This window comes from Clostridium sp. CCUG 7971 (assembly GCF_017590215.1).
Classification (GTDB): domain Bacteria; phylum Bacillota; class Clostridia; order Peptostreptococcales; family Peptostreptococcaceae; genus Faecalimicrobium.
In genome coordinates, this window is the sequence record NZ_JAFFPK010000040.1 from 1 (window position 1) to 24564 (window position 24564).

Below are 24564 nucleotides of genomic sequence, written 5' to 3' on the forward strand. Positions count from 1 at the left end.
AAAATAATGTTAGTGTCCCTTCCAATATATAAATAAATTCCTCCCCTTCATGGCTATAAGATTGAATATCTTCATCACTATTATTAGGAAGTATTTCAACCAATCTTGGAAGTATTTGTTTATCATTTAAATTATTTGATAAATTGTACTGTATGCATCCAGAAGTACATATATTGTAAACTTCTTTTTCATAGCTTCTTACTACTTGCTTATTTTTTATTCTTGGTTTTAAGAAAAAATAAGATAACTCTACATCAAAAACTTCAGCTATAGTTTGTAAAGTATCTGTAGCAATACTAGTTAATCCTCTTTCTAATTGGGATAAAAATCCTATTGATAAACTTGTCTTTTCACTTAAATCTTTTAATGTCATATTTTTATTTGTTCTTAATTGTTTTATCTTTAAACCTATATCCTCTTTCAATGTACACCTCCATATTTTACTTATACTATAAATGTACTATTTATAGTAATAAAATTCCACTATTTTTTATGTTTTTATGAATTAATTTTAGTATTATCAAAATTTTTCTATTAGCACATAAAAATAGTATTGCATAAATGCAATACTATTTTTTATGTGCTAATTTTCACTATATCTTATTCTATCTATTAAAGATTCCTTATCAAATATTTTATTTATTACATATCCTATAGCAAACTGAACTAATATCATAACTACTACAACTATTAAAGCTGGAATTATTGGGAATTTATAAATCATATACTCAGCTCCTGTGTTATACATTACCTTATATCCAAGGTATCCGATAGCACTTCCAAATATTAATGAAGAAATTAAAGTTGATATTGTATAAAATACACCTTCTAATTTAAGCATTTTTAAAAGTTGTTTATCACTCATTCCAATTGCTTGTAGTATACCTATTTCTTTTTTTCTAGATATTATGCTTGTTATCATAGTATTTATAAGATTTACTAAACTTATAAGTCCTATAATACCTATAAGTGAATATCCCATCGTATTCATTACTCCAATGATGCTTTATAACTATTTAACTCATCTTTAAGTGAACTATACTCTAAATTTTTATGCTCATCTGAGATATTAGTTAAAACTTTACTTATAGCTTCTTCTTTATTTTTATCAACACTAATTGATATAGAATTTATATACTTAGGATTTTTTATAAAGTCTACACTAGTTATTATTCCTCCACCTAAATGATACTTTGTTCTTCCTTGAACTTTCATCTTTTTCTCTACTTTTTTATTATCTTCTTCTACAGTTACTGTTATTAAATCACCAACTTTAAATCCATGCCAATGTTCAGCTGAACCATTTATTAAAACTTCTTCTCCACTTTTTATTTTTTCTAAATTAAATTTACCAGAAGTTAAATCACTACCTGCAAGCTTTAACATATCATCAGTATAACCAGCTAACTCTAATTCTACATCTTTAAGTTCTGGCTCTAATTTTTTCATTTCTCCACCTATATTTGGGATAGTTACTCTAATTTCTCTTACCTCATCAATTCCCTCTACTCCATCTATGTTTTTTATATTATTTATAAAATCTTCATTTAATGGGTTATTATTTAAAAAATCAGCTTTTTCTTTTTCAAAATCATATCCAATATATTTATGGTTAAATGAAAAATCGCTTGATAACCCATACTTAACCATTTGCTCTGTATTTATACTCATCATGATAGTTGATGCTGCTATTATAAGTATTCCACTTAGTGAAAGTGATAACACTGTTATTAATGTACGTTTTTTATTTCTAGATAAATTTGCCTTAGTAAGTTTTAATATGTCTATATCTATATATCCTTTTCTTTTCTTTTTCTTATTCTCATTGCTACTTTCAATATATTTCATAGCTTCAACTGGCGATATTTTTGCTGCTATTTTACTAGGCTTTAATAATGATATATAAACTGTTAATAATGTAAGTATAGCTGAGCCTATCATTATTAATACGTTAGTTTTTAAACTTAAATTTGACGCTTTTTCTCCCATTAATCCTAATATATTATTTAATATTAAGCTACTTATTATATATCCTAATATAATACCTAACGGAATTGCTATTATGGATAATATCATACCTTCTTTTATTATAATTTGCTTTAGTTGTTTTTTAGTACAACCTATTGCTTTTAATTTTCCAAAATCTTGTATCTTATTTATTATTGATATATAAAATATATTATAAATTACAAGTATTGCAGAAAACATAATTAATAAACATACTATTGATGCACATAAAACAGTTGTTGGATCTGGTTTCATCCACATTAAATACATATTATTTAAAACTGTATTTTCTTCTTTAAAACCTAAGTTACTTGCTACTTCATTTATTTTTTCCTCTAATTCAATTCTTGATAATTTATCTTCATTTTTTATTCTTATATTTGATCTTATTAGTGTCTTATAATTACCCTCTTCAATAAATTTCTTTGAAACTACAACAATATGACCATTATTTGCCTTTGAACCTTCATCTAAAGGAATCACAGCACTTAATATAAAATCTTTTTCTATATAATTTTTATTTATATCATGAAATTTAAGCTTTATAGTTTGACCTACTTCATCACTATATCCTAATTTTTCAAGTCCGTATTTATCTAAAGCTATTTCATTTGATTTTGTTGGAGATTTACCTTTTATAATAGGCTTATTAGAAAGATTCATTGCATTTTCATCTACATATACAAAATTAAAGAAAGACTCCCCAAGCTCAAATTTTCCAAGTTCGCTACTATTTTCTCCAACTATTTCTATATCTTTATGTACTTTCAACTCTTTCACTTGATCTTCTTGTAATTTTCTATAATAAGCATGAGCTTTACCGTAACTCTCTATTGTGCGCTCTTTTTGATTTTGCATCATAGTTAATGCTATTATTCCAACTGATGTCAGTAATGTAGTTGTAAGTATTACTGTTATTATAGTCATTATACTTCTTAATTTATTTTCTTTTAAATTACTCTTTACTATATTATTTATGATGCTATTCATTTATAGCACCACCTTTTATAACCTTACCATCTTCTATATGAATAATTCTATCAGCCATTTGAGCAATGCTTTCATCATGAGTTATCATTATCAATGTTTGAGAATATTTTTTAACCATAGTTTTAAGCATAGTTATAACTTCATCACTAGTTTTAGAATCTAAGTTACCGGTTGGTTCATCTGCAAGTATTATTGACGGTCTTGCTGCTAATGCCCTTGCTATTGCAACCCTTTGTTGCTGTCCTCCTGATAATGTATTTGGTAAACTCTCTTTCTTATCTTCTAAACCTAATGTTTTTAGTATCTCATTTACAAAGTTAATATCTACTTTACGATTATCAAGTCCTATTGGTAATACTATATTTTCCCAAATATTTAAACTCTGTATTAAATTATAATACTGAAATATAAATCCTATATTTCTTCTTCTAAATACACTTAATTTATCATCATTTAAGGAAAATATATCTTTATTACCTATATATACACTTCCACTAGTAGGTCTATCTAATCCCCCTAGCATATGAAGTAGTGTACTTTTTCCACTCCCTGATTTTCCTACTATAGCAACAAACTCACCCTGATTTATTTCTATTGATGTATTATCTATTGCTTTTACTATATTCTCATTTTTTCCGTAATATTTCCTTAAATTTTTAGTTTCTAATACTTTCATTTTACTTCCTCCCTATTTGATATACTTATATAATAAGAGATTAATCTTTCAATATAATGTCATTAATTATTGCATTTTTGCAATAATAGAGAGAATGTACTTCCTTTATCTATATTTTTACTAGCTATTATCGACCCACCTTGAGCTTCTACTATTTTTCGACTTAAGTATAGACCAACTCCTGAACCTTCAATATACTTAGTATCTTTACCTCTGTAAAACCTTTTAAATAAGTTATTTATTTCCTCTTTATTTATTCCTATCCCATTATCTTTTATATCTATTCTTAGATAATTTATAGTCTGAGATATTTTAATATCTATATTTCCATCATTTTTTGTATACTTTACTCCATTATCTAAAATGTTAAATATAGCTTCCTCAGTCCATTTTTGATCATGATTTATATTTATATCTTCAAATTCATCTAAATTAATTTCAATATTTTTATCCATCGCCTTTATATAAATACTATTTATAGCTTTTATAATGGTTTTTTTTATGTTTTTACACTCTGGCTTTATTGTTATCATACTCGATTCAAGCCTTGATATATTAACAAGAGAGTCTATAAGATTATGTAATTTTTTTGTACTTTCTTCATTTTGAATTACAAAATTCTTTCTATCTTCTTTTGATATATCATCTTCTAATAGTATTGAATTATATAAACTTATAGATGCTAATGGTGTTTTTAATTGATGTGATATATCCGTTACTAATGATTTTAGATTTTCTTTTTCATCATTTAACTTATATAACTGATTATTTAGTTTTTTTCCTAAATCTTTTATTCTAGATATTAAACTCATGAATATTCCATCTTGTTCAAATTCATCTTCAACTTCATAGTTATTTTTTATAAAATTATCTATATAATAAGATATATTTTCTATAGTTTTTATTACTTCTTTAAAGAATTTGCTTAATAAATTTATATTAAGTATTAAAGATATTATAGAAACAAGAAAAAATACAACTACTGATTTGTAAATTATAGCTTTACTATTACTACTTAAAATACTATCTTCTTTATATCCATATTTTTCTAATATATTTTTACCTTTTTCTTTTATACTTTCATCTTTATACTTAATAGCTTTTACAATATTAGCTTCATCATTTGGATACTCTAAGGCTAATTGTCCCACTATATTTTCAGTTAAATTAATTTGTTCCTTATATAATTTATCTAATTGTGTTATATGAAATATATTTAAAATTAATACAGATAACAAAAATACTAAACTAATTTTTATAGTTACCTTTTTTAATAATGGCTCTTTTCTAAATATGTTTATCACTTTTTAACACATCCTTCAGCCCAAATGTATCCTACTCCTCTTACATTTTTTATGTATATTGGATCTTTTATATCATCTTCAACCTTTTCTCTTAATCTTTTTATATTAACTGCTACTGCATTGTCATGCACAAACTGTCCATCACATTCCCAGATACAATCTAATAATTGATCTTTTGTTAATATTTGTTTACTATTTTCCATCATATATTTAAGAAGCTTGTACTCATTTTTAGTAAGTGTTATTTCTTCATTATTTTTTATTAATTTTAGATCTTCTAAATAAAAAGTTATATCTTTAGATACCATGTATTTAAAGCTATACTCTTCTTTACTTACTCTTTTCATAAATGCATTTACTTTTGATATTAAAACTATTAAGCTAAAAGGCTTTGTTATATAATCGTCTCCTCCAACATCATACCCATTGACTATATTTACTTCTTCATCAAGAGCAGTTAAAAATATTATAAATACGTTACTTGTTTTTCTTACTTCTTCACAAAATAACAATCCATCTCCATCAGGTAAATTTATATCTGAGATTATTAATTTTATATTATTTTTATAAAAAAATTCATTTGCTTGTTCTATATTAAATGCAGAAAATACATTATACCCCTCTCTTTTTAGCATAAAGCTTATACCACTGTTTAAAGATTCATCATCCTCTAATAATAATATATTTTTCATATACCCCTCCTAAATTACATTGATCGCTATTTTTAATTATACTTAATAAACTCTAGAAAAACTATATAATATATACCTTTTAAAATTCATAAATTATTATTTTTAGCACTATATTTAATTACTTGCAAATATTTTACTTTATATATACAATTACTTTAATAGTGTATGAAGGGATTGATTTTTATAAAAAAGGAAAATTATTTTAAGAAACTTCAAAAACTTATTTGGATAGATATTGGTATATTTACAGTAGTTTATATAATAGGAGCTATAATTCTTGAGGTGTTTAAGATTCATATTAATAGCATTTTGGCATGGTTAATTTTAGGTGGTATACCTATTTTTTTAGTTATTAGTGTATATTCTAAGTTAGTTAAATTTCCTTATGAATGTAGAAACTGCTATCAAGTTTTTAATATTAAATTTAGAGATATGTTTGCTTTGCATGCTGGAGATGCTAGAAGGCTTAAATGCCCATATTGCAATAAAACTACCTGGGCTAAGATTAAAATAGATTAGTTTATAGGGGGATAATTCATGAAAGAAATTTTACTAAAAAATTACAAGAAAGCTATAATAAGAAAAGCTAGTCCAAAAGATGCTCAAGAAATAATTGACTATCTTAATAAAATTGGTGGTGAAAGTGATTTTTTAACTTTTGGAGAAAATGAATTTAATATAAGTTTAGAAAATGAGGAAAAATATATAAATTCTCATGAAAATATAAACAATTCTATAATTATAGTTACCTTAATTGATGGAGAAATTGTAAGTATAGCTTCAATTACTTCAGTTCAAAAGGATAGACTTAAACATGTCGGTAGTCTTGGAATCAGCGTATTAAATAAATACTGGAGACTCGGTATTTCTAATGAAGTTATGAATTACCTAATAAATTGGGCTAAATTTAATGATATAACTAAAAAAATAACTTTATTGGTTAGAGAAGATAATTATAAAGCTATTAATTTATATAAAAAATTTGGATTTGAAGAAGAAGGTATTTTCAAAAATGATATTTGTATAAATGGAATTTACTATAATACTATAAGTATGGCACTATTAGTTTAATTTATTTATATCCATCATTAAATAGTATAAATTTAAGGCTATGAATTTTATATCATAGCCTTTTATATTATTTATAATAAGTGTTTATTATTTTCAAATTCTTCTTTTATTTCTTTAAGAATTTCATCATTCACTAAAAGTTTTAAAGCTGTAATTGATAAAGATTTTGCTCCAATTATTAAAGCTTCATCTCCTTCTTTTGATGCTGATGCTTTGCAAAATTCTTCTGTATGACCTACTAAGCTAGACGGGCCTATTTTTATATATGGATGAAGTGTTGGGACTACATGACTTACATTACCAGCATCTGTTGAACCAAATCCACCTTGCTTTTCAGTACATATTTCATGACCTAGATCATTTATAATATCAACAAAAATTTCATTAAATTTATTATTTACATAAAAATTATCTACTTGATTTTGGAAAAAGTTTATATTAACACTTGCTCCTGTACTTAGTGTCGCTCCATTAGCTATAGCTTTTATTTTTTTAGTCACTTCATCTAATGTTTTTCTAGTTTGCGCCCTTATATAAAACCTTGCCTTTGCATACTCAGGAACAATATTTGGTGCATCCCCTCCATGCGTTATTATTCCATGTATTCTAACATCATCAGGTACATGTTGGCGAAGTGCATTTATTCCATTGAAAAGTTGAATTACTCCATCAAGTGCATTTATTCCTTTTTCAGGACAAGCTGCTGCATGTGCTGGTTTTCCTATAAATTCAAAATCTATCGGGTCAACTGCTAAGCTAGTTCCCGTAATTGAAGTTTCATTTGATGGATGTATCATTAAACAAGCATCAATATTATCAAATAAATTAGCTTTTACAAAGCTTCCTTTAGCACTACCATTCTCTCCGCCTTCTTCAGATGGGCAACCAAATACGATTACTTCTCCTCCAATTTCATCAATTTTTTGAGACAATGATATTGCTGCTGCACAACTAGCTACTCCAATTATATTATGACCACAAGCGTGACCAAGACCCGGTAATGCATCATATTCTGCTAAAAATCCAATAGTTTTACCTGTATTAATTTTAGATCTTTTCTTTGCTATAAATCCAGTAGCATGACCTGCAATATTAATTTCTACCTCAAACCCATTTGATTTTAATAAATTAGAAAGTGTTTCACAAGCAAAATATTCTTCATTTCCTATTTCAGGATTGCTATGAATATCATGACTTATATTTATATAATTTTCTTTATTTTCATCTATTATCTTTATTAAATCATTTTTTATATCTTGTAAATTTAATTCTTTTGTATCTATATTTAAATTTCCCATACTATTTTCCCCCTTGTTTTAATTATTAAAATGCTGGTATAGATTCTCCCTTAAATACTTTATTTATGGCATCTTTTATTTCTTGTGATTGGTAAGCCTTTACGACCTTTTTATAAACTTCATTATCTTTATCTTTACTTCTTGTTGCAATTAAATTTATATATGGCTTTGAAGTATCTAAGCTTGAATCTTCAATAAATAAAGCATCATTTGTTGGTGATAATTTAGCATTTACAGCTACTCCACTATTTATGACTGCTACATCAATATCTTGAAGAGATCTTGGTATTTGAGTTGCTACTAATTCTTTTATTTCAAGATTTTTAGGATTTTCAACTATATCTTTAAGGGTTGGAAGTAAACCTACATCTTCTTTTAATTTTATTAATCCTGCGTTTTGAAGAAGTATTAAAGCTCTTCCTAAATTTGTAGCATCATTTGGAACTGCAATTGTTGATTTTTCTTTAATTTCATCAAGTGATTTTAATTTCCCAGGATATATTGCCATTGGCGCAAATACTGTGTCACCTATTGATACTAAATCTAATTTTCTTTCCAAATTAAAGTTTTCTAAATAAGCATTGTGTTGAAAAGCATTTAAATCAATCTCACCTTCAGAAAGTGCTAGATTAGGTCTTATATAATCAGAGAAACTAATAATCTCTAAGTTAATATCTTCTTTTGCTAATTTCTCTTTTACTAAATCCCATATTTCATGTTCTTCACCTGTAACTCCTAGTTTTACAGTTTTGTTATCATCGTTAGATGTATTACTACATCCTACTAAACTACCTATTGATATTATTATTGTTAAAAGTAATGTAAATATTTTTTTCATAATAAAATTCCCCCTTTAAATTAATGACTAAGTTTTTTAAGTAATAAATCTCCAAATCCTTGAACAAGATTTACTAAAATAAGAAGTATTACCACGGTTACTATCATTACATCAGTTTGAAAATATTGATATCCATATCTTATTGCAAAATCTCCAAGACCTCCACCGCCAACAGTTCCAGCCATTGCTGATAATCCAATTAAACTAATTGTAGTAATTGTAATAGCGTATATAATTCCACCAAAACCTTCTGGTAGCATTACTCTATAAATTATTTCAAATGGACTTGATCCCATAGATTGTGCAGCTTCTATAACTCCAGTATCAATATCTAATAAAACAGATTCGATTTGTCTTGCAACAAATGGAGTTGATCCAAATATAAGTGGCACTAGCGCCCCCTGTGTTCCAATTGTTGTTCCAACGAAAAATCTCGTAATTGGTAGTATCGCTGCCAGTAAAATAATAAATGGTATTGATCTAAAAATATTTATTATCTTACCTAATATTGTGTTTATAAGTTTATTTTCTAATATTCCATTTTTCCTAGTTATTACAAGTACTACTCCTATAGGAAAACCTATTACTGTAGATATTATTCCAGATACTAAAACCATATATAAAGTTTCAAATAGGGCCTTTATCATTTCCGAATATAAATTAACTACATTTGGTATCAGTGTTTTTAATATTTCTGTCATATACAATTACCTCCAAATTAATATTATGTTCTTTAAGATATTTATCTGCATTTAATATATTCTCAGTTTGACCACTTAGTTTTACGATTAAATTTCCAATTGGAACGTTTTTTACCAGTTCTATATTTCCAAATAATATACTTGCGTCGATTTTAAACTTTCTTGATATTTTTGATATAAATGCCTGGCCTGTATTTTGACCAACAAAAGAAATTTTAGCTAAAACCTCATCTTCACTTATATCTTGAATGAATAAGTCTTTTTCTAATAAATCATATATTTTTTTATTTTGAAATAAAGTTGAAATAAAATCTTTTGTAACATTAGCTTTTGGATTTGAAAATATTTCAAGTATATCTCCTTTTTCAACTATATTCCCATTTTCCATAACCGCAACTTTATCACATATTTCTTTTACTACATTCATCTCATGTGTGATTATAACTACTGTTAAATTAAGCTTTTCATTAATATCTTTTAATAAATTAAGTATTGAATGTGTTGTTTGAGGATCAAGGGCTGAAGTTGCTTCATCGCATAAAAGTACTTTTGGATTATTAGCTAATGCTCTTGCTATTGCAACCCTTTGTTTTTGACCTCCACTTAGTTGAGATGGGTAACTATTAATCTTATCACTTAATCCTACTAATTCTAAAAGCTCTATTACTCTATTTTTTATATCATCTTTGCTAAGTCCACTCCCCTTTAGAGGATATGCTATATTTTTAAATACAGTCTTTGACTTCATAAGATTAAAATGTTGAAAAATCATACCTATATTTTTTCTACTTTCTCTTAAATCCTTTGGTGATAGCTTCATTATATTTTGATTACCTATAAATACATCACCTGATGTAGGTCTTTCTAATAAATTAATGCATCGTACTAATGTACTTTTACCAGCACCACTAAATCCAATTATTCCACATACCTCTCCTTCCTTTATCTCTAAATTTACACCCTTTAATGCTTCCACTAATGTGTTATTTGATTTATAAGTTTTTTTAATGTTTTTTAATTGAATCAAATATAGACCCTCCTTTTTTACAAAATAAAAAATCTTCTTCCCAAAAATGAGAAGAAGATTTTTAACGTTTATATTAATATACTTCCCCTCATCTTTCAGGATTAAATCCTGTTGGAATTAGCACCACACCATTTAAGGTAGGTTGCTGAGACGTCATAGGGCCATTCCCTCGGTCTCTCTTGATAAGGTTTTTTATTTAATTTTCAAAATATTTTTATTTATGAAACTAATTGTATATTTTAAAACATACATTGTCAATTATAAAATTTTATTTTTATATATATTTTTATTTTCTTTATGCCACAAGCGCTTTCTCTTATTGTAACTTCTTTACTTAAACATATATTCTAACTGTTTATATCTTTATGCTTAAAAGTATTGTAACAATGTAAAAGTTCCCTACTATCAAATATGTACTTTCCACTTATTTGAGTATAATAAGCCCCTGTAGATTCATATATATCCTTTACTTTTTGAGTTAAATTTTTATGGTAATATCTTAATTCTTTATACTCTTTTTTTAATTTATCTGCGGTAAGCCAAATTTTATTTGATGCTATATCAGCTAATTTGATATTTTCAAATTTAATATTATTTTTTTGACCATATACATATAGCTCTGCCATTATATCTTGTAAGTTTTCGTTAGTAAGATCCCTTTTTAATTTTATATAAGTAATTGCCCCCATACCATCAATACCTCTTTCTTCTAATCTTTCTTGTTTTATTAAGGCATCTAATGGTTGACGTTTTATGTATACATAAGATTTATCTTCAAGGACATAAGAACCTCTATTATACTTAGCCGGTTTATATACAACAAGTATTGGACAGTATTCTCCGCCAACTTCTTCATCATTAAAATCAATTATATCTTCTTTATTGTTTAAATCATACTCACTAGACATACTTCCATATCTAGACTTTGATTTTAATGAATACATTTTAGAATTTTTAACGCTATCTATTATCTCTTTTAAATAGTACTTATCTATAGCACCACTATTATCGTATGAATTATTTATATAGTTTTTTTTAACTTCTTCTCTCATAGAATTTATCTCTTCTATATCTATACCAAAATATGGAACTAGTACTTTAAATCTTTCTTCTAATTTGTATATATCTGTATTTATGTAAGGTAGGATTTTATGTAAATTATCTTCTGATTTGATTTTCATAAGTTGATTTCCTATTTCACTAGAACTTATACTGCTATTTTTATCAAATAAATATTTGTTAATATTTTCTTTTAAATCTTCTATACTTGTGTATATTCTAATATAATCTTGTAATATAGATTTTTCACTATTTATATTTTTTATAATTTCTTTTGGTATATCTATATAAGTATTATTTTCTTTTATACATAATTTTAAGTTATTATCTGTTAAGAGTTCTTCTGTGCATTTAACTATGTTGTCTTTATCCATTTTAATTCTCCTTATTACTTAATTCTATCTAACATTATACATATAAATAAAAAAATAATCTATTTAAACTCTCATTTTTATAATAAAAAAGCAGTAAGAATTCCATAAAAGTCTTACTGCTCTTATATTATAAAAGTTTAATTATTTCTTTTTTTAAATTTGCTATATTTTCTAATTTATCTTCGTTATAGAAATCTTTATCAACTACAACCTCAGATTTAACCTTTGAAGGTTTATTTGATATAACATAAATTCTGTCAGATAACATTATAGCCTCGTCTATATCATGAGTTATAAGAAGTATAGTAGCATTTACTTTGTTCTTAACATCTAATAGCCATTTTTGCATTGATGTTTTTGTTATAGAATCTAATGCTCCGAAAGGTTCATCTAAAAGCATTATGTCATTAGAATTTATAAATGTTCTTAAAAAATTAGCTCTTTGCTTCATTCCTCCAGATAATTCACTTGGATATTTTTTTTCATATCCTTCTAAACCAAACACTTTAAAATATGATTTAACTTTTTCATATGCATTATTTTTCTTTGTATTTTTTAAGATTAATGGTAATGATACATTATCTATTATAGTTTTGTATGGAAGTAATAAATCTTTTTGATACATATAGCTTAATCTTCCATTTATATCAATACTTCCACTGCTACACTCAGTTAAACTCGCTACAATATTAAATATTGTACTCTTTCCACAGCCACTTGGTCCAAGAATTGATACAAATTCGCCTTCTAAAACTTTTATGCTAATATCTTCTAAAACTTTAACGTCATCATAACTCTTAGATATATTTTTTATGTCTATCTTAACCTTTTTACTTTGGTAAGAATTCATTTGTATAAGCCTCACTTGCTTTCATATCTTTATTTATTACTTTATAGTCTTTTAAAAATTCTGTATAGTTATCCCATACACTATCTTTCATTTCTCCCCATCTAGCTGCATCATCTTTGTACTTAGTCGCTAAGTATTTTTGACTTTCTATTGCTAATTCTTCATTTATTTCTGGAGCGTACTTAACTAATATTTTAGCAGCTTCAGTAGGATTTTCTATTGCATATTCATATCCTTTAGTAGTTGCTTTTAAAAACTTCTTAGCTAGTTCTGGATTTTCATTAAGTAATTTTTCACTAGATATTATAACTGGAGTATAGTAATCTAATCTTTTATCTAAATCTTTTAACGCTATATAATCAAGTTCTATTCCTTTTTGTTTAGCTTCTATTCCTGTCCATCCTTCAAATATCCACGCAAAATCTATATTCTTCTTTACAGCTGTAAAGAAATCATCATCTCCAATATTAACTACCTTTAAATCTTTAAAATCTTTTCCTGAATTTTTCATAACTGCATCAAGTATAGCATCTTCAGAAGGAGAACCCCATCCGCCATAAACTTTTCCTGCAAAATCTTTAGCTGAAGTTATATTTTTATCTTTTGGTGCAGCAAATCCTGATGTATTATGCTGTATAACTGCTGCAACTGCCTTTATTGGAAGTGGATCTTCACTAGTCTTAGCAAATGTCATTTCTTCTTGATAACTTATTCCAAAATCAGCTTTTCCAGTAGCCACTAAAGTAGCAGCTCCTCCATCTGATGGTTGCACTATTTCAACATCTAATCCTTCTTCTTTAAAGTATCCATTTTCAAGTGCTACATATAGTCCTGTATGATTAGTATTTGGAGTCCAATCTAGTACCATAGTAACTTTTTGATTTTTATCTTTGTTATCTATATTTTTATTCTCTTTGCTACATCCTGATAAAGTACCTACTGTAAGTGCACTTATTAATCCTATTGATAATAATTTATTAAATTTCATAATATCCTCCCTAACTTTTATGTCTAATCACTACTTTTTTTATAGCTTGTATAATTGCAACAAATACTAAGCTAAATATTACTACTAATATAGTTGATGCAAAAACCTTATCTAGTGCATAGGCACTTTTTGATCTTACCATATATACTCCAAGTCCCTCAGTTCCTCCTAGCCATTCAGCTACAGTTGCAGCAACGACTGCGTAAGTTGCTGATATCTTAAGACCTGAAAAAAGTTTATCCATAGACATTGGAAACTTAAGATGTATAAATGTTTTGAATTTATTAGAGTTCATAGTTTTAAATAAATTCAAATAATCTTTGTCTATATTTTCTATCCCATCTACAAAATTTATAAGTATTGGGAAAAAACAAGTTAATGTTACCATTATTATTTTAGGCAGTGAATCAAATCCAAACCATATTATAAGAAGCGGTGCTATAGTTATAGTTGGTATAGTTTGAGATACAAGCATTATTGGATAAAAACATTTTTTAAATAATGGTATAAAATCCATTAGTATACCAATACTTATCGATAATATTATTGAGACTACAAAACCAATTACTGCTTCATTTAAGGTTACTATAGTATGTGTATATAAGTTTTGGTAATCCTTAAAAAAAACTTGTACAATATCACTTGGTGATGGTAGCACATATTGTGGTATATCATATATATTTACAGCACCTTGCCAAATAACTAATATAGATAAAAATGTAAGTATAGGATATAAACTATTTTTTATTTTATCTATGATTTTTAAGTTTTTCATCTATTGTTATGCCTCCAGCTTTTTCATCTACTCTAGCTATTGTTATAACTCTTTCGCATCCAAGGCTAAAAGGTATTTTATGTATTACTTTTAAAAGGTCAAATACTTCATCAAATTCACCTTCTATAGTAGTACTCATAGCTCCAATTTCATATTTTAATCCACTCTTTGAAATTTCTTCTATACAAGCATCTACTACTTTGTACATTTCTTCTTCCCCACCATAAGGTCTTAGGGGCATTACAGATACATCTGCTATTACCATTTAAATCATCCTCTCCAGATTATTTTGTCTTAGTTATGATATATTTTGAAGCCTTTTGCCCTGTTAAGTTTTAAATTATGTCAGTAATTTTATATGATAATAAAAAAGCCTTATCCCATTAAGGATAAGACTTATACTATCTTTTTCTTGTCTCCCTACGCTGGCATTATCCAAACAGGTTAAAGGGTCGAGATTATAATCTCCTCTCAGCAATTAGCTCCCCTGATATATTCATTTGCAAATTGATTATACTATACTTATCATATTTTAACAATTACTTTATAGTTACCCAAATTTATATATCTCTATCAATTATTTATATAAAATTCAATATTTAATAATATTTTGTTAATATAAATCAACTTCTGTAATATAGTATATAATATATGTATATATTTATACATAATTAGGAGGACAACAATGTTAGACGATTTAAAAGATAAATTTAAAAATTATAAACCTTATATAAATGGATCTAGTGATATGAAAAAAGCTTCTGTCTTAATACCTATAGTAAAAAAAGAAAATTCTTATTATATACTATTTGAAGTTAGATCTAAAAATTTAAGATTTCAGCCTAATGAAATATCTTTTCCAGGTGGTAAAATAGAATCCGGTGAAGACCCTTATAATACAGCAATTCGTGAGACTTGTGAAGAACTAGGAACACTTAGTGATAATATTGAGGTTATATCTGAACTTGACTTGCTTGTAACACCAATGAATCTTATAGTTCATCCTTATCTAGGTTATATAAAAGATATTAAAGACTTAAATATAAATAAAGATGAAGTTGATCATATTTTTTTAGTACCTATTACTTATTTACTAGAAAATAAACCAACTTATTTTGATAATGAGATACAAATCATTCCTCATGATGATTTTCCTTATGATATAATCCCAAACAAAAGAGATTATAAATTTGCTGTAGGCAAATATGATGTATTCTTTTATAAATATAATAACTATGTAATTTGGGGAATAACAGCAAAAATATTAGAAAACTGCTTAAATTTAATAACTTCTTAAAGAAGTTATTTTTATTTTTACAAAACAAAAGACACTAGATTTAATAGTTATAGCTATCAAATCTAATGCCTTTTACCAAAGCTTTTACTTTTAGTAAGCTTTTCCTCTTTTTGACTTTTATTAAATAGAACTTACAAATTAGTATATAAATCATCTATTGGTAATTGATTACAAAACTAAAAGTAATATATTAAAATGAGGTTGTTTTAATATATTTAATCTATTTAATATGATATCTCATTGATATCTCATCATCTATACCCCCAATAGATACTAGTAAGAGATTAGGTATTATCCTAGCTTTTATCTAGCAAGTATAGATACATAATTAACTTTCATTAACTATGTAATAATATATTAACCAATTGTTAAATTTAAATTCATTTATTTTTATTTTTTTATAAAAAATTTATTATCTGAATTAAAATTGTTTTACATAAATATTTAACGTTATATATATTTTTTTAAATTTTAATTGACATTTACTAATTTTATATATATCATGAATATTAAATAATGCTACAACAAATCAATACCCGATTGAAGCTTTATAGAAGAGTTGCCGAAATAGCACACCGAAGGAGTTGCACTCTCAGGTACTTTTCTTATAAAAGTAGGACTGTAAAGCTTAGGGAACTCTGGAGAGACCTAATAATAGGCGCCGAAGGGGCAAGGCAATAACGCTCAATCTCTCAGGCAAAAGGACAGGGATAACATACTTTTCATTAATGTGCTTATTGTGCTTTAATTTAAAGTATCCTAGTGTATATCCAGAGCTAAATCTTTTAGATTTAGCTTTTTTTATTACACATATTTCGTTAATCACTTTATTAACTACCTGTCAATTAAAACTCTATTGATTTTAGGGCATAAAAAATAAGGAGTGTTTTTTATGAATTTAATTGATGTCTTTAACAAAATCGACTCTTTTATATGGGGTCCACCATTACTAGTTCTTTTAGTTGGTACTGGTATATTATTTACTTTTAAGCTTGGTTTTTTACAAATAAGAAAATTACCTCAGTCTTTAAGACTTATATTTAAGGCTGAAAATAGTGGTACTGGTGATATTTCAAGCTTCGGTGCGTTATGTACCGCACTTGCTGCTACAGTAGGAACAGGAAACATCGTTGGTGTAGCAACTGCTATAAAAGCCGGTGGTCCTGGTGCTTTATTTTGGATGTGGCTTGCTGCCTTCTTTGGAATGGCTACAAAATATGCAGAAGGTCTTCTTGCTATAAAGTATAGAGTAAAGGACTCAAACGGAAATATTTCAGGTGGTCCAATGTATTATATAGTAAATGGAATGGGCGAAAAATATAAGCCTCTAGCTATATTTTTCTCTGTAAGTGGTATATTAGTTGCTTTACTCGGAATAGGAACTTTCACTCAAGTTAATTCTATAACAGATTCTATAAACGGAAGTTTTGGTATAGATCCTAAAATTACAGGTGTTATTATAGCAGTGCTTGTCGCATTTGTAATATTTGGAGGATTACAAAGTATTTCTAATGTAGCAACTAAAATCGTACCTTTTATGGCTACTGTGTATATATTAATATGTTCTTTAATAATTATAACTTTCTTTAATAAAGTACCAGAAACATTTGCATTAATAATAAAAAGTGCATTTACTCCAACAGCTGCTTTTGGTGGATTTTTAGGTGCTACGGTATCAATGGCAATTAGAAATGGTATCGCTCGTGGAGTGTTTTCAAATGAATCTGGACTTGGTAGTGCTCCAATAGCTGCTGCTGCTGCAAAGACTGAATGGCCAGCTGAACAAGGACTTATTTCTATGACAGGTACTCTTATCGATAGTTTAATAATCTGTTCTCTTACAGGGTTTGCTCTTATATTATCTGGAGTATGGCAATCAGATTTAAATGGAGCACTTATGACTCAATCTGCTTTTGAAACTGTATTACCTTCTATTGGACCATTATTCTTAACAATTAGCTTAAGCTTATTTGCTTTTACTACTATTCTTGGTTGGAGTTATTATGGAGAAAGATGTTTTGAATTTTTATTTGGAGTCAAAGGTATAAATGGATATAGAGTTTTATTCGTTTTAATGGTTTTACTTGGAGCCTTCTTAAAGCTAGAGCTAGTGTGGATAATAGCTGATATCGTAAATGGACTTATGGCTATTCCAAACTTAATAGCACTTATCGCACTTTCCCCTGTAGTTGTTTCTGAAACTAAGTTATATTTTAACTATATAAATTCTAACAAAGATTTAAAAAATACACAAAAAACTACATAAATAAACAAAAAGGCATTTAAGATAATTCTTAAATGCCTTTTATTAATCTTCAAATTCTTCCAAAAATATTTTAACGATGTTAGGGTCAAACTGGGTCCCCGAACATCTTTTAATTTCCTCACATGCTTTTTTATTTGATATCTTATCTTTATATGGCCTTGAACTGGTCATTGCATCGTATGAATCTAGTACACATACAAGTCTAGCTAAATATGGTATTTCTTCTCCTTTTAGTCCTAGAGGGTAACCATTACCATCCCATCTTTCATGATGAGATAATATACATTTTGCGATATGAGCTATTTCATAATTTGACTTCGCAATTCTATATCCTTTTTCCGCATGTGTTTTTATAGTCTTATATTCTAAGTCAGTTAGCTTACCAGGTTTTAATAAAATATCATTAGGTATTCCTATTTTTCCTATATCATGTAGGGTTGATGCTAAAACTAGTTCATTGGTACGCTCTTCACTTAAATTCATCTTATTCGCTAATCTTTTAGCATATTGCACTACTCTATCTGTATGTTCTTGGGTATCCGTACACTTTTCTTTTAGTGTATCTTGTAAAGATAATAGTATATTATTTTTGGACTTACTTTGACTAGGTAGCTTTTGCTTATAAACTTCATCTTCTGCTTCTTTTAAAATATCATCTATACTTTGATTTAAATTTCTCTTTGTAGAACATCCTAAAGATATGCTAAGTGGTATATCTTTAGGCTCTTCCATTTTGCATGCATATTTTATTTTCTTACATAATATTTTTGCTTCTTCATATTCAGTATTCGGTAATAAAATTACAAATTCGTCTCCACCCCAACGAACTATTAAATTCCCTTTTTTACAAACCTTTTTTAAAATATCAGTTATTTTAATTAAAAGTTCATCTCCTTTTAGATGGCCTAATGTATCATTTACAATCTTTAATCCATCAACATCTCCAACTATTAAACTGAGAGGAAAATAGCTCTCTTTATTCATATCCACTACTTTTTTATCGAAATAGGCTCTATTGTAAACTCCCGTAAGCTTGTCTGTATAACTAAGTTTTTTTAAATTTCTTTCTAGTAATATTCTTGATGTTATATCTCTTGATACTCCTACAATCCCCCAAACTTTACCATCATTATCCAATATAGGGGTTTTGATACTCTCCATATATTTTATACTATTATTATCTTTTATCTTAATACGATTTACTTCTTTCGTTTTGTTATCAATTACCTTGCTATCTGTTTCAACAATCTTTTTTATAAGCTTACTATCTTTTACTATCTCTATATCTTTTTTATTTATAACATCTTCTTTTTCTAGATTATAGTAATCTTTCGCAAATGCTATATTGCAATCTAAATAAGTCCCTTCTATATTTTTATAAAAAATTGAATCTGGTATAGTGTCCATTATAGTTTTTAATAATTTTTTTTGTCTTATTATTTCTTCTTCATTTTTCTTTCGTTCTGTCTGATCTTGATGTATAGCCAAAAAACCAATTATCTCTCCTTCATTTTTTATTGGAGCTATATAACATTCTAAAAATAAATTACCTTGATATCCTGTAAATAATTTGGCTTTGTCTAATTTTAAAACCTCATCATAATTACCTGTATATTCTATTGCTAATTCTTTTTCGTATAAATCAAATAAAGTTTTTCCTAAAACTTCTTCTTTAGATTTATTTAGGGAATCACAAAAAAACTTATTTGCAAAAGCAAATTTTCTATCTATACTCATCATCCATATTGAATATGGAACGGTATCTAATAGTAACTCTAATAAATTATTAAACATCTATACTTCTCCCATATTATTAATTTACTCTCTAAAAAGTCCTAAGACATATAATCTTAGGACTTTAATAATAAACCCTTATAATTTTTTATTTTTATGCTTCTAAAGTACCATTTAACGAGAATGTTTTTGGATCATTTATCTTTACCATAACTAATTTACCAACTAAGTCTTTACTTCCCCCTGTAAAGTGTACTAATTTATTTTGTCTAGTTCTTCCAGTTAATACATTTTCATCTGTTTTGCTTGGCCCCTCAACTAAAACCTCAACTGTTTTACCTTTATAGCTTTCATTTATCTCAGCACATATTTCGTTAACTTTATTTAATACTCTATTAAATCTTTCATGCTTTATGCTATCTTCTATTTGGTTTTCCATTTCAGCTGCTGGTGTACCTTTTCTCTTTGAATATATAAATGTAAATGCAGAATCATATCTTACTTTTTCAACTACATCAATTGTATCTAATAAATCTTCTTCAGTTTCTCCTGGGAATCCTATCATTAAATCTGTAGAGAATGCTATTCCTGGAACTTCAGCCTTAGCCTTTTCTATTATTTCTAAATAATATTCTTTAGAATAGTGTCTATTCATTTTCTTAAGTAAGCTTGTACTTCCACATTGAACTGGTAGATGTAGGAATTCACATACCTTATCACAATCTCTCATAGCATATATTACCTCATCTGATATATCCTTTGGGTGAGAAGTCATAAATCTAACTCTTTCAATTCCTTCTATATCATTTACCATCCTTAAAAGCTTTGCAAATGTTACTTCTTCTTCTAATGTTTTTCCATATGAATCAACATTTTGACCAAGTAGCGTTATTTCTTTAGTTCCATTTGCAACTAATTCTTTTATTTCATTCATTATATCTTCTGGTGTTCTACTTCTTTCTCTACCTCTTGTATAAGGAACTATACAATAAGTACAGAAGTTATTACAACCATACATTATATTTACAAATGCTTTAAGTTCAAATTTTCTACTACTTCTAAGGCCTTCTACTACCTCTCCATCAACATCCCAAACATCAACTAGCATTTTACTTGCATCCATTGACTTAGTTAATAACTCAGGGAATTTATATAAATTATGAGTACCAAATACTAGGTCTACATGATTATATTTTAATTTTAATTCTTTTACAACATGAGGTTGTTGCATCATGCATCCACAAACAGCTATTTTTAAATCTGGATTTTTTCTTTTTGCTAATCTTAAGTGTCCAAGATTTCCATATACTTTGAGTTCTGCATTTTCTCTTACTGCACAAGTATTGTATATTATTAAATCACACTCATCCACCATCATTCCTCTATCATATCCCATTTCTTCTAGCATAGATGATAATTTTTCAGAATCATGTTCATTCATTTGACAGCCAAAAGTTTGTATGATATATTTAGGCTTAGTTTGATGTATTGCATAAAATCTACTATTATTTTCTGCTACGACCTCTATAAATCTATCTTGTTCTTGTATTTTTTCAATAGGAACTTGTACTTGTTTTCTTTTCCCCATAGTATCTCCTCCTTAGTTATAAAACCTTATAACCACAAATATTAAAAATTATTTTTTAATTTTAGTATATTTACTTAAACTTAAGTTAAATATAGCTTTCTATTTTTATAAATTTTCCATTTAAATTAATATTTTTAGATTAATATTTAAAATTTCATTTGAAGTTTATTATATCAAATTTGAATAATTTTTAAAAGATGTTAGATTTAAGTTTTAAGTATCAATATTTATATATTGGAAATAATAAATTTATTATATCATTTTGAAAGAGGATAATAAAATGGTTATAGTTTTAATAAGAAGTATTATACTATATATCGCAGTATTAATATCACTTAGAGTCATGGGAAAAGGTGAAATTGCTGAAATGAATGCCTTTGACTTAGTTATAACATTCTTACTAGCAGAGGTTGCATCTATTCCAATGGAAAATAATAATATTCCTATAATATATGGAATTGCATCTATAACTGGTCTTGTTTTTATGCAAACTTTTATATCTTATTTTGCTTTAAAGAGTAGAAGACTTAGTTCATTCTTATCTGGTAAACCTGCTATTTTAATTAATAAAGGTAAAATTGATTATAAAGTTCTAAAAAAAGAAAGAATAACTATTGATGAAATTTTTGAACAACTTAGAGTTCAAGGTTTTTTTAGTATTAAAGATGTTCAATACGCTATTTTAGAAACTGATGGAAATTTAAGTGTAATTCCATCACCTAATCATGATAGTAATTCTTCTAAAGAGTTTAAACATTTACCAATTTCTTTAATAATAGATGGACAAATAATTAATAATAGTCTTAAGAGTGTATACAAAGATAAAGAGTGGCTTTTTGATATTTTAAAATCTAATAATATCGATAATTATAAAGATGTTTTAGTTTGTATATTAGATGAAAATGATAATATATTTATTCAAAGAAAAGATATCAACTAAGTTGAGGTGATTACATTGAGGTCTTTTGTTTATGTATTAATATGGACTATTCTATTTATAACATTTGGATTTTACGTTACTAATGGAATTGGTGATTTCACAGATGATTATAAAAATAAAGTTACTATAATAGAAAACTATATAGAAGAAGATAATTTGAATGATGCTAAGATTGCATTAAAAGAAGTCTCCAGTTCTTGGAATAAAGAAAAGTCTCCTTGGTATAAACTATTAAACCATGAATCTTTTGACTTAATAAGTCTCCATTTTAACATACTAGATAAAAGTATAAATACTAACGACAAATCAAAAGCACTAGAAAATATAGAAATAATAAAAGTTACATTAGGAAATATATTAGAAAGTGAAAAATGTGATTTAAACCATATTCTATAAGTATAAAAAGTAGGCTTAATTTTAAAAGCCTACTTTTTATACTTTTAAACAGTTTTTTCTACTGCGATTTCCTCGTATAAATCATTTTCGCAAAACTTATTATTTGCTTTTAGTGCTTTTATTTTAAGCGGTAATGTAAATAAATTTATAAATCCTTGTGCATCTTCATGATTATAAAGATTACTATCTCCAAATGATGAAACAGATTGTTCATAAAGTGCATTTTCTGTAAATATTCCAGCTGGTTTTAAATTTCCTTTATAAAGTTTAATTTTTACACTACCTGTTACATTATCTTGTGTTGTTTCTATAAATGAATCAATTGATTCTCTTATTTTTGTATACCATAAACCATTATATATAAGTTCTCCATATTTTAATGATATTTGATGTTTAAAATGCAGAGTTTCTTTATCTAAAGTGGCACTTTCTAACATGTTATGCGCTTCATAAAGTATAGTCCCCCCTGGAGTCTCATATATCCCTCTTGATTTCATTCCTACTAGTCTATTTTCTACTATGTCAATTACACCTATTCCGTGCTTTGCCCCTATATCATTTAATGTATTTACTAGGTCAACTGGAGAAAGCTCTACTTTATTTACTTTTTTAGGTATTCCCTTTTCAAAATATATTTCAACATATTCACTTTCTTCAGATGCATTTTCTAATGAACAAGATTTTTTATATATATTATCTTTATGTTCATTTTCTAGATATTCTATATCTCCTCCTTCTGTTGATATATGCCAAATATTTTCATCTACAGAATAAATTTTTTCTTTAGTTGCTGTTATTGGTATATTATTTTTATTAGCATATTCTATCGCATCTTCTCTTGATTTTATATCCCAAATTCTCCAAGGAGCTATTATTTTTATACTTGGATCTAATGCCGAAATAGATGCCTCAAATCTCACTTGATCATTACCTTTTCCTGTACATCCATGACATATATATTTTGCTCCTTCTATATGTGCTATTTCTACTAACTTTTTAGCTATAATAGGTCTTGCTAAAGATGTGCCTAATAAATATTTACCTTCATACTTTGCCTCAGCTTTTATGGCTTTAAAAATAGTTTCTTTTACAAATTCTTCGCTTAAATCATCTATATAAACTTTGCTAGCCCCACTTTTTACTGCTTTATCATGTACTTCATCCATATTTTCATTTTGACCTACATTTGCACAAACAGCAATTACCTCTATATCATAATTTTCTTTTAACCATGGTATTATAATCGATGTATCAAGCCCTCCTGAATATGCCAATATAACTTTTTCTTTCATAATCTTTACCTCCTACTATCTATAATTTTTATATTTAACTTCATTAGTTTTTTAATTATTTTTCTATAGCTTGTGTAAAATAAAAAAAGCCCCTTAGTATGAAAATACTAAGAGGCGAAATTTACCGCGGTACCACTCTTATTGATAAATAATATTTATAATTAGAATCTTGTATAAAAAATACAAAATATATATAATAAAAAACGCCTCTTGGTTAAAACCAAGAGACGAATTATTATCCGCGTTACCACTCTAATTGATAAAATATATTTATCCACTCTTTCTCTTAAGGCGAGACATACCTACTATCTTACTATATGTTCAGATAGTATTCTCCAAAGCTCTATTCACTTAAGTTTCTTTACTAGGCTTCCACCGTCCCTAGCTCTCTATTAAATACA

General features: G+C 26.8%; 24 protein-coding genes, 3 riboswitches and 1 other annotated feature (1 of these 28 only partly in view). Of the genes, 6 read left to right on the forward strand and 18 right to left on the reverse strand.

Annotated features, from left to right (window positions below):
* The 6 genes from JWF52_RS05470 to JWF52_RS05495 all read right to left on the reverse strand — a co-directional run.
* Positions 1–424 (reverse strand): helix-turn-helix domain-containing protein (locus JWF52_RS05470; RefSeq protein ID WP_208332336.1); only part of this gene is annotated, 424 nt, incomplete at its 3' end.
* A gap of 159 nt (positions 425–583) precedes the next feature.
* Positions 584–982, reverse strand: a complete 399-nt coding sequence (locus JWF52_RS05475) for an FtsX-like permease family protein (protein WP_208332337.1) — start codon at positions 980–982, stop codon at positions 584–586.
* A gap of 8 nt (positions 983–990) precedes the next feature.
* Entirely contained in the window at positions 991–2997 is a 2007-nt protein-coding gene (locus tag JWF52_RS05480; protein ID WP_208332338.1) for an ABC transporter permease, read from the reverse strand.
* The gene (locus JWF52_RS05485) at positions 2990–3673 is read right to left on the reverse strand and encodes an ABC transporter ATP-binding protein (RefSeq protein WP_208332339.1); all 684 of its coding nucleotides are present in this window, start codon (positions 3671–3673) and stop codon (positions 2990–2992) included. Before JWF52_RS05485 ends, JWF52_RS05480 begins: the two co-directional genes overlap by 8 nt.
* A gap of 62 nt (positions 3674–3735) precedes the next feature.
* Positions 3736–4977, reverse strand: a complete 1242-nt coding sequence (locus tag JWF52_RS19625) for a sensor histidine kinase (protein ID WP_208332340.1) — start codon at positions 4975–4977, stop codon at positions 3736–3738.
* On the reverse strand, positions 4974–5669 hold the full coding sequence (locus JWF52_RS05495; RefSeq protein WP_208332341.1) for a response regulator transcription factor: 696 nt from the start codon (positions 5667–5669) through the stop codon (positions 4974–4976). The genes JWF52_RS19625 and JWF52_RS05495 overlap by 4 nt, the downstream gene beginning before the upstream one ends.
* A gap of 165 nt (positions 5670–5834) precedes the next feature.
* On the opposite strand from JWF52_RS05495, the gene JWF52_RS05500 reads away from it, so the two are divergent.
* Positions 5835–6188, forward strand: a complete 354-nt coding sequence (locus JWF52_RS05500; protein WP_208332342.1) for a hypothetical protein — start codon at positions 5835–5837, stop codon at positions 6186–6188.
* An 18-nt stretch (positions 6189–6206) separates the two neighbouring features.
* A complete protein-coding gene (locus JWF52_RS05505; protein WP_208332343.1) occupies positions 6207–6740 on the forward strand; it encodes a GNAT family N-acetyltransferase in 534 nt (177 codons plus the stop codon).
* A 71-nt stretch (positions 6741–6811) separates the two neighbouring features.
* On the opposite strand, the gene JWF52_RS05510 is transcribed toward JWF52_RS05505, so the two are convergent.
* The 9 genes from JWF52_RS05510 to JWF52_RS05550 all read right to left on the reverse strand — a co-directional run bounded on the left by JWF52_RS05510 (position 6812) and on the right by JWF52_RS05550 (position 14915).
* Entirely contained in the window at positions 6812–8038 is a 1227-nt protein-coding gene (locus JWF52_RS05510) for a M20 family metallopeptidase (protein ID WP_208332344.1), read from the reverse strand.
* A 25-nt stretch (positions 8039–8063) separates the two neighbouring features.
* Positions 8064–8876 (reverse strand): MetQ/NlpA family ABC transporter substrate-binding protein, encoded by an 813-nt coding sequence (locus JWF52_RS05515; protein ID WP_208332345.1) that lies wholly within the window; start codon positions 8874–8876, stop codon positions 8064–8066.
* A gap of 20 nt (positions 8877–8896) precedes the next feature.
* A complete protein-coding gene (locus JWF52_RS05520) occupies positions 8897–9577 on the reverse strand; it encodes a methionine ABC transporter permease (protein ID WP_208332346.1) in 681 nt (226 codons plus the stop codon).
* Positions 9537–10604, reverse strand: a complete 1068-nt coding sequence (locus JWF52_RS05525; RefSeq protein WP_208332347.1) for a methionine ABC transporter ATP-binding protein — start codon at positions 10602–10604, stop codon at positions 9537–9539. Before JWF52_RS05525 ends, JWF52_RS05520 begins: the two co-directional genes overlap by 41 nt.
* Positions 10605–10689: 85 nt before the next feature.
* A riboswitch (SAM riboswitch) is annotated at positions 10690–10793 on the reverse strand.
* A 158-nt stretch (positions 10794–10951) separates the two neighbouring features.
* On the reverse strand, positions 10952–12037 hold the full coding sequence (locus tag JWF52_RS05530; protein WP_208332348.1) for a hypothetical protein: 1086 nt from the start codon (positions 12035–12037) through the stop codon (positions 10952–10954).
* Between the two features lie 127 nt (positions 12038–12164).
* Complete coding sequence (locus JWF52_RS05535; RefSeq protein WP_208332349.1) at positions 12165–12887, reverse strand: ABC transporter ATP-binding protein; 723 nt, start codon at positions 12885–12887, stop codon at positions 12165–12167.
* Positions 12868–13875, reverse strand: coding sequence for an ABC transporter substrate-binding protein (locus JWF52_RS05540; RefSeq protein WP_208332350.1), 1008 nt, complete (start codon positions 13873–13875; stop codon positions 12868–12870). The genes JWF52_RS05535 and JWF52_RS05540 overlap by 20 nt, the downstream gene beginning before the upstream one ends.
* Positions 13876–13885: 10 nt before the next feature.
* Positions 13886–14650, reverse strand: a complete 765-nt coding sequence (locus JWF52_RS05545; RefSeq protein ID WP_208332351.1) for an ABC transporter permease — start codon at positions 14648–14650, stop codon at positions 13886–13888.
* The gene (locus JWF52_RS05550; protein WP_208332352.1) at positions 14625–14915 is read right to left on the reverse strand and encodes an MTH1187 family thiamine-binding protein; all 291 of its coding nucleotides are present in this window, start codon (positions 14913–14915) and stop codon (positions 14625–14627) included. The genes JWF52_RS05545 and JWF52_RS05550 overlap by 26 nt, the downstream gene beginning before the upstream one ends.
* 135 nt (positions 14916–15050) lie before the next feature.
* Positions 15051–15149: riboswitch (TPP riboswitch) on the reverse strand.
* A 186-nt stretch (positions 15150–15335) separates the two neighbouring features.
* Between JWF52_RS05550 and JWF52_RS05555 the strand changes: the two genes are divergently transcribed.
* Complete coding sequence (locus tag JWF52_RS05555; RefSeq protein WP_208332353.1) at positions 15336–15947, forward strand: NUDIX hydrolase; 612 nt, start codon at positions 15336–15338, stop codon at positions 15945–15947.
* A gap of 628 nt (positions 15948–16575) precedes the next feature.
* A riboswitch (glycine riboswitch) is annotated at positions 16576–16665 on the forward strand.
* Positions 16666–16839: 174 nt separating this feature from the next.
* Positions 16840–18213, forward strand: a complete 1374-nt coding sequence (locus JWF52_RS05560) for an alanine/glycine:cation symporter family protein (protein ID WP_208332354.1) — start codon at positions 16840–16842, stop codon at positions 18211–18213.
* 42 nt (positions 18214–18255) lie between these two features.
* On the opposite strand, the gene JWF52_RS05565 is transcribed toward JWF52_RS05560, so the two are convergent.
* Both JWF52_RS05565 and miaB read right to left on the reverse strand, forming a co-directional pair.
* Positions 18256–20007 carry a sensor domain-containing diguanylate cyclase/phosphohydrolase gene (locus JWF52_RS05565; RefSeq protein WP_208332355.1) on the reverse strand — a complete coding sequence of 584 codons (1752 nt, stop codon included), beginning with the start codon at positions 20005–20007 and terminating at the stop codon, positions 18256–18258.
* A gap of 94 nt (positions 20008–20101) precedes the next feature.
* The gene (gene miaB / locus JWF52_RS05570; RefSeq protein ID WP_208332356.1) at positions 20102–21535 is read right to left on the reverse strand and encodes a tRNA (N6-isopentenyl adenosine(37)-C2)-methylthiotransferase MiaB; all 1434 of its coding nucleotides are present in this window, start codon (positions 21533–21535) and stop codon (positions 20102–20104) included.
* A gap of 280 nt (positions 21536–21815) precedes the next feature.
* Here miaB and JWF52_RS05575 point away from each other — a divergent pair, with 280 nt between their 5' ends.
* Both JWF52_RS05575 and JWF52_RS05580 read left to right on the forward strand, forming a co-directional pair.
* Positions 21816–22475 (forward strand): DUF421 domain-containing protein, encoded by a 660-nt coding sequence (locus JWF52_RS05575; protein WP_208332357.1) that lies wholly within the window; start codon positions 21816–21818, stop codon positions 22473–22475.
* Between the two features lie 15 nt (positions 22476–22490).
* Positions 22491–22871 carry a DUF4363 family protein gene (locus tag JWF52_RS05580; RefSeq protein WP_208332358.1) on the forward strand — a complete coding sequence of 127 codons (381 nt, stop codon included), beginning with the start codon at positions 22491–22493 and terminating at the stop codon, positions 22869–22871.
* 44 nt (positions 22872–22915) lie between these two features.
* On the opposite strand, the gene JWF52_RS05585 is transcribed toward JWF52_RS05580, so the two are convergent.
* Positions 22916–24163 (reverse strand): argininosuccinate synthase, encoded by a 1248-nt coding sequence (locus tag JWF52_RS05585; protein WP_208332359.1) that lies wholly within the window; start codon positions 24161–24163, stop codon positions 22916–22918.
* 220 nt (positions 24164–24383) lie between these two features.
* Positions 24384–24564: a binding site (T-box leader), on the reverse strand (it continues 31 nt past the right edge of the window).

Excerpts from the sequence above, each read along its gene's own strand:
- JWF52_RS05475 (WP_208332337.1), bottom strand. The coding sequence starts at position 982 with ATGGGATATTCACTTATAGGTATTATAGGACTTATAAGTTTAGTAAAT.
- JWF52_RS05480 (WP_208332338.1), bottom strand. The coding sequence starts at position 2,997 with ATGAATAGCATCATAAATAATATAGTAAAGAGTAATTTAAAAGAAAAT.
- JWF52_RS05485 (WP_208332339.1), bottom strand. The coding sequence starts at position 3,673 with ATGAAAGTATTAGAAACTAAAAATTTAAGGAAATATTACGGAAAAAAT.
- JWF52_RS05495 (WP_208332341.1), bottom strand. The coding sequence starts at position 5,669 with ATGAAAAATATATTATTATTAGAGGATGATGAATCTTTAAACAGTGGT.
- JWF52_RS05500 (WP_208332342.1), top strand. The coding sequence starts at position 5,835 with ATGAAGGGATTGATTTTTATAAAAAAGGAAAATTATTTTAAGAAACTT.
- JWF52_RS05505 (WP_208332343.1), top strand. The coding sequence starts at position 6,207 with ATGAAAGAAATTTTACTAAAAAATTACAAGAAAGCTATAATAAGAAAA.
- JWF52_RS05510 (WP_208332344.1), bottom strand. The coding sequence starts at position 8,038 with ATGGGAAATTTAAATATAGATACAAAAGAATTAAATTTACAAGATATA.
- JWF52_RS05515 (WP_208332345.1), bottom strand. The coding sequence starts at position 8,876 with ATGAAAAAAATATTTACATTACTTTTAACAATAATAATATCAATAGGT.
- JWF52_RS05520 (WP_208332346.1), bottom strand. The coding sequence starts at position 9,577 with ATGACAGAAATATTAAAAACACTGATACCAAATGTAGTTAATTTATAT.
- JWF52_RS05530 (WP_208332348.1), bottom strand. The coding sequence starts at position 12,037 with ATGGATAAAGACAACATAGTTAAATGCACAGAAGAACTCTTAACAGAT.
- JWF52_RS05535 (WP_208332349.1), bottom strand. The coding sequence starts at position 12,887 with ATGAATTCTTACCAAAGTAAAAAGGTTAAGATAGACATAAAAAATATA.
- JWF52_RS05540 (WP_208332350.1), bottom strand. The coding sequence starts at position 13,875 with ATGAAATTTAATAAATTATTATCAATAGGATTAATAAGTGCACTTACA.
- JWF52_RS05545 (WP_208332351.1), bottom strand. The coding sequence starts at position 14,650 with ATGAAAAACTTAAAAATCATAGATAAAATAAAAAATAGTTTATATCCT.
- JWF52_RS05550 (WP_208332352.1), bottom strand. The coding sequence starts at position 14,915 with ATGGTAATAGCAGATGTATCTGTAATGCCCCTAAGACCTTATGGTGGG.
- JWF52_RS05555 (WP_208332353.1), top strand. The coding sequence starts at position 15,336 with ATGTTAGACGATTTAAAAGATAAATTTAAAAATTATAAACCTTATATA.
- JWF52_RS05560 (WP_208332354.1), top strand. The coding sequence starts at position 16,840 with ATGAATTTAATTGATGTCTTTAACAAAATCGACTCTTTTATATGGGGT.
- JWF52_RS05565 (WP_208332355.1), bottom strand. The coding sequence starts at position 20,007 with ATGTTTAATAATTTATTAGAGTTACTATTAGATACCGTTCCATATTCA.
- miaB (WP_208332356.1), bottom strand. The coding sequence starts at position 21,535 with ATGGGGAAAAGAAAACAAGTACAAGTTCCTATTGAAAAAATACAAGAA.
- JWF52_RS05575 (WP_208332357.1), top strand. The coding sequence starts at position 21,816 with ATGGTTATAGTTTTAATAAGAAGTATTATACTATATATCGCAGTATTA.
- JWF52_RS05585 (WP_208332359.1), bottom strand. The coding sequence starts at position 24,163 with ATGAAAGAAAAAGTTATATTGGCATATTCAGGAGGGCTTGATACATCG.